General features: G+C 76.0%; 16 protein-coding genes. 4 read left to right on the plus strand and 12 right to left on the minus strand.

The window, feature by feature from the left end; all coding sequences use genetic code 11:
* Positions 1 to 220: 220 nt before the first annotated feature.
* The 7 genes from PYV61_RS13535 to PYV61_RS13565 form a co-directional block, all read right to left on the minus strand.
* Complete coding sequence (locus PYV61_RS13535; RefSeq protein WP_275832365.1) at positions 221 to 874, minus strand: hypothetical protein; 654 nt, start codon at positions 872 to 874, stop codon at positions 221 to 223.
* A gap of 106 nt (positions 875 to 980) precedes the next feature.
* The gene (locus tag PYV61_RS13540) at positions 981 to 1,640 is read right to left on the minus strand and encodes a hypothetical protein (RefSeq protein WP_275832367.1); all 660 of its coding nucleotides are present in this window, start codon (positions 1,638 to 1,640) and stop codon (positions 981 to 983) included.
* An 8-nt stretch (positions 1,641 to 1,648) separates the two neighbouring features.
* Complete coding sequence (locus PYV61_RS13545; protein WP_275832369.1) at positions 1,649 to 2,104, minus strand: peptidylprolyl isomerase; 456 nt, start codon at positions 2,102 to 2,104, stop codon at positions 1,649 to 1,651.
* Positions 2,105 to 2,269: 165 nt separating this feature from the next.
* Positions 2,270 to 3,562, minus strand: a complete 1,293-nt coding sequence (locus tag PYV61_RS13550) for a phosphatase domain-containing protein (RefSeq protein ID WP_275832371.1) — start codon at positions 3,560 to 3,562, stop codon at positions 2,270 to 2,272.
* Between the two features lies 1 nt (position 3,563).
* On the minus strand, positions 3,564 to 3,839 hold the full coding sequence (locus tag PYV61_RS13555) for a hypothetical protein (RefSeq protein ID WP_275832373.1): 276 nt from the start codon (positions 3,837 to 3,839) through the stop codon (positions 3,564 to 3,566).
* 9 nt (positions 3,840 to 3,848) lie between these two features.
* The gene (locus tag PYV61_RS13560; protein ID WP_275832375.1) at positions 3,849 to 4,415 is read right to left on the minus strand and encodes a hypothetical protein; all 567 of its coding nucleotides are present in this window, start codon (positions 4,413 to 4,415) and stop codon (positions 3,849 to 3,851) included.
* An 8-nt stretch (positions 4,416 to 4,423) separates the two neighbouring features.
* A complete protein-coding gene (locus PYV61_RS13565) occupies positions 4,424 to 4,609 on the minus strand; it encodes a hypothetical protein (RefSeq protein ID WP_275832377.1) in 186 nt (61 codons plus the stop codon).
* 219 nt (positions 4,610 to 4,828) lie between these two features.
* Between PYV61_RS13565 and PYV61_RS13570 the strand changes: the two genes are divergently transcribed.
* Both PYV61_RS13570 and rpsU read left to right on the plus strand, forming a co-directional pair.
* The gene (locus PYV61_RS13570) at positions 4,829 to 5,041 is read left to right on the plus strand and encodes a cold-shock protein (RefSeq protein WP_275832379.1); all 213 of its coding nucleotides are present in this window, start codon (positions 4,829 to 4,831) and stop codon (positions 5,039 to 5,041) included.
* A 42-nt stretch (positions 5,042 to 5,083) separates the two neighbouring features.
* Positions 5,084 to 5,278 (plus strand): 30S ribosomal protein S21, encoded by a 195-nt coding sequence (rpsU, locus tag PYV61_RS13575; protein ID WP_275832382.1) that lies wholly within the window; start codon positions 5,084 to 5,086, stop codon positions 5,276 to 5,278.
* 154 nt (positions 5,279 to 5,432) lie between these two features.
* On the opposite strand, the gene PYV61_RS13580 is transcribed toward rpsU, so the two are convergent.
* The 5 genes from PYV61_RS13580 to PYV61_RS13600 are packed head-to-tail and all read right to left on the minus strand — an operon-like array spanning position 5,433 to position 8,448.
* Entirely contained in the window at positions 5,433 to 5,612 is a 180-nt protein-coding gene (locus tag PYV61_RS13580; protein ID WP_275832385.1) for a hypothetical protein, read from the minus strand.
* A 38-nt stretch (positions 5,613 to 5,650) separates the two neighbouring features.
* Positions 5,651 to 6,214, minus strand: a complete 564-nt coding sequence (locus PYV61_RS13585) for a redoxin domain-containing protein (protein ID WP_275832387.1) — start codon at positions 6,212 to 6,214, stop codon at positions 5,651 to 5,653.
* 22 nt (positions 6,215 to 6,236) lie between these two features.
* Positions 6,237 to 7,421 (minus strand): glycosyltransferase family 2 protein, encoded by a 1,185-nt coding sequence (locus tag PYV61_RS13590; protein WP_275832390.1) that lies wholly within the window; start codon positions 7,419 to 7,421, stop codon positions 6,237 to 6,239.
* Positions 7,418 to 7,918: a glutathione peroxidase gene (locus PYV61_RS13595; protein ID WP_275832393.1), complete on the minus strand. Its 501-nt coding sequence runs from the start codon at positions 7,916 to 7,918 to the stop codon at positions 7,418 to 7,420. The genes PYV61_RS13590 and PYV61_RS13595 overlap by 4 nt, the downstream gene beginning before the upstream one ends.
* Before the next feature lie 38 nt (positions 7,919 to 7,956).
* Complete coding sequence (locus tag PYV61_RS13600) at positions 7,957 to 8,448, minus strand: NUDIX domain-containing protein (RefSeq protein WP_275832395.1); 492 nt, start codon at positions 8,446 to 8,448, stop codon at positions 7,957 to 7,959.
* Between the two features lie 262 nt (positions 8,449 to 8,710).
* Here PYV61_RS13600 and PYV61_RS13605 point away from each other — a divergent pair, with 262 nt between their 5' ends.
* Together PYV61_RS13605 and PYV61_RS13610 are read left to right on the plus strand one after the other, a co-directional pair.
* The gene (locus tag PYV61_RS13605; RefSeq protein WP_275832397.1) at positions 8,711 to 9,409 is read left to right on the plus strand and encodes a response regulator transcription factor; all 699 of its coding nucleotides are present in this window, start codon (positions 8,711 to 8,713) and stop codon (positions 9,407 to 9,409) included.
* Positions 9,410 to 9,461: 52 nt separating this feature from the next.
* Positions 9,462 to 10,683, plus strand: a 1,222-nt coding sequence (locus tag PYV61_RS13610) for a histidine kinase (RefSeq protein WP_275832399.1), incomplete at its 3' end; no start/stop codon positions are given.

Genomic DNA, 10,683 nt, shown 5'->3' on the forward strand with positions numbered 1-10,683 from the left:
CGTGCTCCGCGACCGCCCCCGCGAGCGTCGCGCTGTCCGCGCCGGGGGCGCGCTCGTGCGCCTCCCGGCACCCGGCCGCCGCCACCGCCGCCACGACCGCCGCCACGCCGCGGAGCCGCGCTCCGCACCACCGCCTGCTCGTCATGTGCGCCGCCGTGAATTGGGGCGGCGCGTGGGTGCAAGACGACGGCCAGTGCTCTGCCGTCGAGTCAGCCGCCCGTCAGTGCGACGCGCCCGCCGGCGCGACGTTCTTCCCGTCGAGCGTGAGCGTCGCGACGTGCGCGTTCGCCCCCGGCTCCACGCGCAGCCCGATCGTCCCCTCCGGCGCCACCGTCGCCCGCGGCAGCTCGGCCACCGCGGCGCCGTTCACGGTGAAGCGCACGACGCGCGCGTCGCCGGCGACGCCGAGCACCAGCTTGACGTTCGGCTTCCCGACCTCGTGCGGCGGGATCGCGGCGTGCGCGGTCCACGGCACCAGCTCGCGCGTCGCGCCCCCCTCGTGCCGCAGCACGCGGTAGCGCGCGTCCGGCCCGACCACGAACGCGGTCCAGCGCGCGTCGGCGGCGCCCAGCGACCGGCCGCCCACCAGCAGCCCGGTCCCCGTCCCCGGGCGCAGCGAGAAGAGGAACTGCTCGCTCTCCAGCACGAACGCGCCGGCCGGCGCGGCGTGCGCCGGGTCCCACAGCACCCCGCCCGACCCCTCCGCCGTCAGGTGCCAGCCCGGGGGCATGGTCACGAAGGCCAGCGCCGAGTCGGGGGTGCCGGCGACGTCGGGGACGGTGCGCCAGGCGGCGGGGCGGTGCGCGGCCTGGGCGGCCAGCGGGGCGGCGCCGGCGCACGCGAGCGCGGCGGCGGCCAGGAGGGAGCGGAGCATCGGCGGGCGGGGAGGAGGGGGGCCTGCTCCTCCACGCTACGCCCGGCGGGCGCGTCCGTCCACGCCCCGCCCGTCAGGCGGGCGTCAGCGCGCGATCAGCACGCGCTCAGCGCGGCGCCTGGTACCCGTCGACCAGCTGCCGGGCCGGCTCGCGCTGCGGCTCGGCGAGCAGCTGCGTGACGAAGCGCTGCCCCTCCGAGATGCGCTCGACCTCGACGGCGATGGTGTCGATCGCCTGCTCCATGCGCAGCATGCGCTCCTGCTCCTCGCGGCTGGCGCGCGGCGGCGGCGGGTACTTGCCGCGGCGCACGAAGCGGACGGCCAGGGCGACGGCGAGCGGGAACATCACCAGCCCCGACATCCCGATGCCGAGGGCGGCGACCTCGCCGCGGTCCATCCCGCTCCGGTTCGTCCGCACCACCCGCGGCTCCTGGACGCCGAGCGCCTCCCCCGGCGCCGCCTGCACCAGCTGCCCCGTCTCGGCGAGCGAGCGCTCCAGCTGCAGGATGCGCTCGTCGAGCAGCTGGATGCGCGCCTCCAGACCCGGCCGGGCCGGCCCCTCGGCGCGCTCCAGCTCGCGCAGCAGCTCCTTGCGGCGGCTGGAGATGTTGCTGAGCTGGCTCGACATCTCCGACCGCTGCGCGCGCAGGACGCGCATCTCGCGCGCGTTGCGCGGGACGCCGATCGACTGCGTGCCGATGACGACCCGCGCCTCGCCCGGCAGGGCGGGGGGCGGCGGGGCGGCGGGCGACTGGGGCTGCGGCATGGAAGGGTCTACGCGGTCGGCCCGGCGGGTGTTTCGGCGTCGACGCCCACCAGCTCGAGCGCGAAGGTGAGGTCCTCCCCCGCCAGCGGGTGGTTCCCGTCGAGCACCAGCGACTCGTCGCTCACCTCGCGCACGACGACCATCATCGCCCGGTCGCCACTCCCGAGCTGCAGCCGCTGCCCGACCCGCGGCACGATCTGCGGCGGCACCTGGGCCCGCGGCACCTCGACGATCAGCTCGTCGCGCAGGGGGCCGTACGCCTGGTCGGCGGGAATGGTGACCGTCTTCGTGTCCCCGACGGCCATCCCGGTCACCGCGGCGTCGAAGCCCGGGATCACCTGCCCGGCGCCGACGGTGAAGGCGAGCGGCTCGCGCTCGCGCGAGGAGTCGAACTCCGTCCCGTCGGCGAGCGTGCCGGTGTAGTGGATGTGGACGGTGTCACCGGACCTGGCTGCGCGCGACATGACGGGACGGGGTACGGGTGGGTCGTCGGCCTGCCCCGGCCGGTGGCGCAAGTTGTCGACCGCGGGGCGGATGGCGCCACAGGGAGAGCATTCGACAGGATTTACAGGAGACCGGGGGAAAGACTTGAGTCTGAAGTCTCTCCCCCGGTCTCCTGTGAATCCTGTCTAGGATTTTCCGAGATCCGACCGCGAGACCTGCTCGTCCACCACCAGCGTCGCCTCCGCCGCCGCAGGCTCGGCGGGCACGCCCGGCGTCTCCTCCGCCGCGCCGCGACGCTCGGCCACCGCGCGCGCCGCCTCGGCCCGCGACGCCGCCTCGACCTCGGCGACGGCCGACGGCGCGATCCAGCCGTGCAGCGCCGCGTGCTTCGCCGCCGCCAGCGTGTCGTCGGCCAGCACCAGCGTCGCGCCGGTGGCGCGCACGTCCTCGGCGAGCGCCTGGATCGCGGCGCGCCGCGTCGCGTCGCGGTGCGGGTCGCGGATGTAGATCGCCAGCACGCGCCCCGGGGACTCGCGCGCCAGCGCGCCGTAGATCTCCGGGTCCTCCTGCGTGCTGTCGCCGACCAGCAGGAAGGGGAGCGACGGGTAGGTCGCCAGCACCTCGCGGATGCGCGCCAGCTTGTGCCCCTTGTTGCTGCGCAGCGACGGGCCGATGTCCCAGTCGCGCAGCAGCAGCGGCCCCGCGGGGATCGCCTGCGCCTCCAGGAAGTCCGCGATCACGTCGTACAGGTTCCACGGGGAGCTGGAGACGTAGAAGATCGGGTTCCCCTGCGCGCCCCCGCCGCCCGTGGCGCCCGGCACCGCCGCCTGCAGCGCGCGGTAGAACGCGGCCACGCCCGGGAAGGGGAGGCGCGTGCGCGCGTTCTCCAGCAGCACCATCCGCGCGGCGCTGAGGAAGCTCGTCACGTCCGACTGCAGCACCGTGTCGTCCATGTCGCTGATCACGCCGAAGCGCGCGTGCGCGGGCGGCACCAGCACGGCGCCGACGGCGCGCGCGTCGTCCGACGGCGTTCCCTCGTGCAGCGCGAACTGCACCGGGTGCCACGCGCCCTCGGCGAGCGGCGCCGGCGCCTCCAGCCACCGGTGCACGAACCCCTCGTCGTCGGCGCGCAGCGCGTGCGTCACGCCCTGCAGCGTCGCGCGCACCTCGGCGTGCGGGAGCGGGTCGCTGCGGATGCGGCGGATCGCGTCGAGCAGGTTGCGCCAGCGCGGCGCGGCCGCGTCGGCCGGGCGGAAGGCGCGCTGCCGCAGCGCGCTCGCCTGCACCAGCGCCGTGCGCGGCGTGCCGTAGCCCCGGTAGCCGGCCACGTGGTGCGGCGCCGCGTCGGGGCCGTCCACCACGTCGCGCAGCGCCCCCGCCACGCGGCGCGCCTCGCCGAGCGCGCCCCCCAGCGCCCCACCCAGCGAGACGGCGGCGCGCGTCAGCCGGTCGCGCGCGTCGCGGGGGTCGTCCGCCATCTCAGCGCGCGTCGCGGCGCGCCGCGAAGAAGGTGAACGTCCGCCAGAGCACGACCAGCGTGACGATCCCCACCGCGGCGCCGGCGAGCGAGCTCCCCCAGGTCGACGGCTCCGGCGCGCCGGCGGGCATGGCGCAGCGGCGCACCCCCTCCATCCACTCCCCGCCCGCGTTCGCGCAGGCGCGCGACCGCACGAGCGTGGCGACGAGGAGGGCGGCGAGCGAGGCGGCGGTGCCGGCGAGCAGGGCGGCGAGGCCGCGGCGGACGTCGGGGGTCATGCGGCGAATCTACCCCGCCGCCCGCCGCGCGTCCGCCCGTCGGGCGTCCGAGGGGACGCGCTCCAGCATGCGCGCCACCTCCGCGTAGTCGCCGGCCGTCAGCCGCTCGCACAGCGCGCCCAGCGCCTCGCCGCCGGCGTGCGTGAGCCAGAGCTTCGCGTGCGGCGGGTACCCGGCGTTGGCCAGCACCGACAGGAAGCCGGTGCGCGACACCAGGCCGCGCGCGTGCCGCTCGACGATCGTGCAGAGGCGCGGCTGGTCGGTCACCAGCGGCAGCAGCTCCAGCGTGGCGGCGGGCGAGGCGGTGCTGGCCAGGCAGCGCACCGCGCGCCCGGCGACCGCGCGCAGCGCCCCCTCCCCCTCGTCGGTCGGCTCGCTCGACTCGACGAGGTAGAGCAGGCGCCAGAAGAGCCGCTCCTCGTCGGGGGCGTCCTCCCACGGGACGTCGTCCTGGTGCTCGACGTCGAGGGGGTCGGCGCCGAGGACCGGGGCGATCCAGGCGTCGAGCGCCTCGCGGGTCAGCTCCCCGGCGGCGAACGCCTGGAGCCGGGCGGCCAGGTCGTACAGGCTGGGCACGGCCCGGGTCAGCGGGGGCGGGCCGCCCGGAGGTACATGGCGCCGCGGAGCAGGAAGAACAGGGCGAAGCCCACGTCCAGCAGCGGCGAGCGGGTGACGGCGGCCCCCAGGTAGAGCGCCCGGCCGGCGACGAAGAGGCCGAGGGCGATCATGACGACGCCGAGGACGAGCGAGAAGGTGCGGGGGGCGGGCATGCCGGGTTGCGCGTGGACGGAGGGCCATCTAAGTTGGTAGTGCGCAAAAAACAGCGCAGCAGCCGCGGACGTCAACGACACTGGGGCCTCGCTCTCGCGGTGGCCCCTTGTTGCTGACGTCCCTTCTGCGCCCGGTGCCGGGTGGCCCCGGGCACGCGTCGGATGGTACGGCAGGACCGGACTCCGACAGTATCTCTCTATTTCATCGGAGTTCGATCGATGCGTACGACCGGCAGCGTGAAGTGGTTCAACGACGCCAAGGGCTTCGGCTTCATCACGCCCGACAACGGCAGCAAGGACTGCTTCGTGCACCACTCGGCGATCCAGTCGAAGGGCTTCCGCTCGCTCGCCGAGGGCGAGCGCGTCGAGTTCGAGATCGTCGACGGCCAGAAGGGCCCGGCGGCCGAGAACGTGACCAAGCTCGCCCAGTAAGCCTTCTCAGGCGTCCCGCATTCCATCTCCCAGAGGTTCCGCGTGATCGAAGTTCGACTTGGTGACGACGACCGGATCGAGTGGGCGCTCAAGGCGTTCAAGCGCAAGGTCCTCAAGGCCGGCATCCTGAAGGACGTGCGCAAGAAGCGGCACTACCTCAAGCCGAGCGAGGCCCGGCAGCTCAAGGCCGCCGCCGCGCGCCGCAACGCCCGCGCCAAGAACCGCGCGTCGCGCTGACGTCGGGGGTGCTCCGGACCTCCGGGTCCGCACGGCGCCGCCGACCGAGTTCGATCCAGCACACGCCTCACGCCGGCGGTCGTCCGCGACCCGCCGGCGTTCGGCGCGCACGCGAAGAAGGCCGCCCCTCGGGGCGGCCTTCTTCCGTTCCTCCTCAGAACTCGCGGCGCTTCAGCTCCTTGAACAGCTGCTGGCGCTCGATGTCCGCGTCGTCGTCCTCCTTCTTGGTGACGAGCGTCGGGTCGAACGCCTTGCCGCCGCGCGGCTTCGTGGCCTTCGCGGCCGCCTTCGCCTGGTTCTGCTTGATCAGCTTCGCCAGCTGCTTGTCGTTCATCGGAGGCTCCGAGTGACGGACGGTGACGACGGGGACGGTCAGTTGCCGCGGGCCTTGGCGACCGCCTCGGCCATCGCCGTGTAGGCGCCCTCGTTCAGCGCGTTGAAGCGCAGGTCGCGCCACGCGATGCGCCCGTCCTTCCCGATCACGAACACCGTGCGCCCCGACGTCGGACGCCCCGGGACGTGCGAGCCGTACGCGGCGGCGGCCGTCAGCTGCGGGTCGGCCACCAGCGCGAACGGGAAGTTCATGTCCTTCGCCCACGCGGTGTGCGACGCCACGTCGTCGACGCTGATCGGGAGCACCACGACGTCCTTCCCGAACAGCGTGTCGTACTCGTCGCGGAACTTGGTCAGCTCGGCGGTGCACCCGGTCGTGCGGTCCTTCGGGTAGAACGCGAGCACGACCACCTTCCCCCGGTGCGCCGAGATCGACGCCGGCGCCGAACGCGCCCCCGAGCCGTCGGCCCAGGCGAGGGAGAAGTCGGGGGCCATCGCCCCGACCTCAGGCGCCGGCGGCGCCTGGGGCGGGGCGTCCTGGGCGCGGGCGGCGGGCGCCGCCAGCAGGGCGGCGGCGGCGAGGGCGAGCGAGAGACGCGTCATGGTCCGGAGTGGGGAAGGGAGATCAGGAAACATGGGGGGCGGACCGCGCGGTCGCGACCTCGTACCGCCGCCCGCGCCACGCCGTCGGCCGCCGCAGCGTCGACAGCCAGAGGCGCACGACCGCGACCGGGTCGGCGGTGACGCTCCCCCACCAGGGAAGCCCCCGCCGGTCGTACGAGCCGCGCATCGCCACCTGCAGGAGGAGACGCACGACCACCAGTCCGGCGTTGAGCGCGGCGAGCCCGACCGCCGCCGGCGGGAGCGCGACGCCGAGCCCGGCCGCGACGCCGAGGAGCAGCAGGACGGGAAGGGGGAGCCCCTGCGCCAGCGTCACCGTGGCCAGGTCGAGCGCCTGCCGCGCCGGCGTCGCCGCGTCGGTCAGGTCGAACGAGCGCCCCCATTCCCGCCACGCCTCCGCCGCCGACCGGTACGACCGGACCCGGTAGAGCCGCGACCCGTCGAGGAAGCCGACCCGCGCCCCCCGCCGCGCCAAGTGGCGGGCGAGCGACACGTCGTCGCAGAACGAGGCGCGCGCCGGGGCGTACCCCCCGTGCCGCTCGAGGATCTCGCGGCGGGCGAGGAAGCACTGCCCGTTCGCCATCACCCGCTCCGGCGCCGGCTCGGTCCCGACCGCCCCCACCCGGTACAGCAGCGTCGCCAGCATCGCCGGCTGGAGCCACCGCTCCCCCGCGCTCTGATCCGCGAACCGGGGCGCGAACGAGACGACGTCGAGCCGGTGTCGCCGTGCTGCCCCGACGACGGCGCACACCAGCCCGGGTTCGGGCTGCGTGTCGGCGTCGATCCCCAGCACCCACTCGCCGCGGGCGTGGCGGAGCCCGGTCTCGAGCGCCCACACCTTCCCGACCCAGCCGTCGGGCAGTGGCGCGTCGGTGAGCAGACGCAGGCGCGGGTCGGTCGCCGCAGCTGCCTCGACCAGCGCGCGCGTCCCGTCGGTCGAGCGCGAGTCCACGACCAGCGCCTCGAGCATCGGCGCCCCCTGCGCCCGCAGCCCGTCGAGGCACGGCCCGATGCGCGCCGCCTCGTTCAGCGTCGCCACGATCACGCTCACCGTCGTGTCGCGCCGCCCCAGCGGCCGCGGCTCGACCGGCGCCGCGCGCGTCCGCCCGGGGAGCAGCCGCCACGCCACCCGCGCCGCCGCCGCCCCCTGCGCCGCCAGCAGCAGCGCCGCCCACCCGGCGGCGCTCACGCGGCCTCGGGGAGCGGGGCGTCGAGCAGGGGGAGCAGCGCGCGCTCGATCCGCTCCGGCGCGTCGGTCGGGCCGTAGCGGGCCGTCACCCGCCCGGCGCGGTCGACCAGGAACTTGGTGAAGTTCCACGGCACCGCGTCGAACCCCAGGAACCCCGGGCACTCCGCCCGCAGGTGCTTCCAGAGCGGGTCGGCGTGCGCGCCGTTCACCGCGACCTTCGCGAACATCGGGAAGGTGACGTCGTAGCGCGCGGTGCAGAACGCGCGGATCTCGTCGGCGTCCCCCGGCTCCTGGTGGCCGAACTGGTCGCAGGGGAAGCCGAGCACTGCGAAGCCCCGGTCGCGATGCCGGCGCCAGAGTGTCTCGAGTCCGGCGTACTGCGGGGTGAAGCCGCACCGGCTGGCGACGTTCACCACGAGGAGGACCTGCCCGCGCCAGGGGGCCAGCGTCCCGGCGTGCCCGTCGAGCGACGTGACGGGGAAGTCGTAGAGCGACATGCGCCCCTAGCGCACCCGCGCGCGCCCCGGTTCCCGCGCTATGCGGACCGCGCCTCGGACCGGCCGGCCAGCGCCGCCTCCAGCCGGTCGACCAGCTCCGCCTGCGCGGCGAGCAGCTTGGTGCGCGCGGTCGCCAGGTCGAACCAGGCGCACCGGTCGACCTCGGGGAAGGTGATCCAAGTCCCCGACCCGCGCGGCCACTCCGCCTTCATCGTGTTGCTGGTGACGCGCGTCGGGTCGGCGTCCCCCTCCCACGCCCACGCGTGCACCTGCTTCCCCGAGCGCTGGCGCACGGCGCCCAGCGGGAGGAAGGGGCCGGCGGCGGTGATCCCCGTCTCCTCGCCGAACTCGCGCTGGGCGGCGTCGAGCAGCGCCTCGCCGTCGTTGACGACCCCCTTGGGGATCGTCCACGCCCCGGCGTCGCGCTGCCGCCAGAACGGCCCCCCCGGGTGCGCGAGGAACACCTCGATCTCCCCCGCCCGACGGCGGAAGAGGAGGAGTCCGGCGCTGACGGTGGTGCGCTTGGGCATACGGCGAATGATGCCGACGTGCGGAGGTGGGCACCAGTTGCAGCGCCCCACGCGCCGCCGCGGGACCCGTCGCGTGTCGACGTTCCGTTCGCGAACCGTCGAAAACGCCGACGGTTCGTCCCACCCCAGCGGCGCCCCGCGTCCCGTCCCGCGCGTCCCGTCCCGCCTGCATTGTCGGTTCCGGGGCGGCGCCCGATCGTGCAGCCGTGCCGGAACGCCCTCGCGTTCCTCCGGCCGGTCCCACGTCCCGCGCCCGCGCCCCATGCTGCACGCCCTGATCGTCGACAACGACACGCCGCACGCCCTCCTGCTCGCGCACCACCTCGAGCGGGCCGGCTACCGCCCGCGCGTCGAGCCGGCCGGCGAGGCCGCCCTGGCCGCCGCCTGCGAGCGCCGCCCCGACGTGGTCGTCACCGAGCTCGCGCTCCCCGACCTCGACGGGGTGACGCTGCTCCACCTCCTCCGCGACGCCCGGGCCCTCCCGGCCGCGCTCGTCGTCAGCCGCAGCGACGCCCTCGACGACAAGCTGGCCGCCTTCGACGCCGGCGCCGACGACTACGTCGTGAAGCCCTGCGCCTGGGCCGAGCTGCTGGCGCGGGTGGGCGCGGTCATGCGCCGCCGCGAGGGCGCCCGCGCCGACGGCGCCCCCGCCGACGCCTCCTCCCCGCCGATGCTCGGCGGCTGGACGGTGGACCCCGACGCCCGCTGCGCCCGCCGCCACGGGATGGCCGTCCCGCTCCGCCCGAAGGAGTTCGCGCTCCTCCAGACGCTGTGGGAGCGCCGCGGCCGCGTCGTGACGCGCGCCGAGCTGCTGTCGGCGGTGTGGGGGTACGCCCCCGACACGACCACGCGCACGGTGGACTCGCACATCTTCGCGCTGCGCCGCAAGCTGGAGCCGGTCCCCGAGCACCCGCGCTACATCGTCACCGTGTCGCGCGCCGGCTACCGGCTGGTCGCCTGACGCGCCCCCCGGGCGCGCCCCCGCGGGCCGGCGGGCGGTGTATCCTCCAGCGATGACCAGCCCCCTGCGCGCGCCCGCCGAGCCCCCGGTCGACGGGCTGCTCACGGTCGCCACGCCGCTGGCCGGCACGGCGGCCGCCGAGCGCCCGCGCCGGCGCTGGCCGCTGGTCGTGGCCGGGTGGGGCGCCTACAGCGCGCTCATGGTGGTGCTCTTCGAGCTCACCGCCACGCGCGGCGCGCGCACCTTCGGGTGGAGCGTCCCGGTGATGTTCGGCGTCGGCGCCTTCTGGGCCGCCGCGACGCCGCTCGTCCGCCGCCTCACCCTCCGCCTCGCCCCCGAGCGCGTCGGGCTCGCGCGCTCGGTCGCGCTGCACGGCGGCGCCGCCCTCGCGCTGTCGGTCGCCAGCGTGCTGCTGCGCTGGCTCCTCTTCCGCCTCGTCTACCCGGCGGAGAGCGTCCCGCCGCTCCTCGGCATGCTGGGGCGGCTGCTCGACTACTACGTCTTCCTGTACGCGCTCCTCGTCGCGCTGGTGCGCGCCGCCGGGTCGCACCGCCTCTACGTCGAGCGCGCGCGCCACGCGCTGCTCGCCGAGGCGCGCCTCGCCCGCGCGCGGCTCGCCTACCTGCAGCGGCAGCTGCAGCCGCACTTCCTGTTCAACGCGCTCAACGTCACCGCCGAGCTGACGCAGGAGGCGCCGGCGGTCGCCGAGCGCATGCTCCGCCAGCTCGCCCGGCTGCTGCGCGCCGCCACCGCGCACCTCACCGACGCCGAGGTGCGGCTGCGCGACGAGCTGCACGTGCTCGACGCCTACGTCGACGTGCAGCGCACGCGCTTCGGCGACGCCCTCACCGTCTCGTACGCCTTCGAGCCGCGGGCGATGGAGCTGCTGGTCCCCGCGTTCGTGCTGCAGCCGCTGGTCGAGAACGCGATCCGCCACGGGCTGGCGAGCGGCCGCGGGCGCGTGCGCGTGGCCACCGCGCTCGTCGCCGGCGCGCGCGGCGACGGCTCCGACGACCGCCTCCGCCTCGAGGTGACCAACGACGGCCCGCTCGCGGCCCCGGCGGGCGGCGGCGCGGCGCGCGCGGGCGGGCACGGCATCGGCCTGCGCAACACGCGCGACCGCCTCGCCCAGCTCTACGGCGACTGGCACCACTTCGACATCGCGCACCGCGAGGGGGTCGGCACGACGGTGGAGCTGGAGCTCCCGGCGCGCCCCGCCCCCGCGCACGCGCCGACGCGCGTCCCCGCCGCCGCGGCCGAGGCGCCCCCGCCCG

This window comes from Roseisolibacter sp. H3M3-2, assembly GCF_029211165.1.
GTDB lineage: Bacteria > Gemmatimonadota > Gemmatimonadetes > Gemmatimonadales > Gemmatimonadaceae > Roseisolibacter.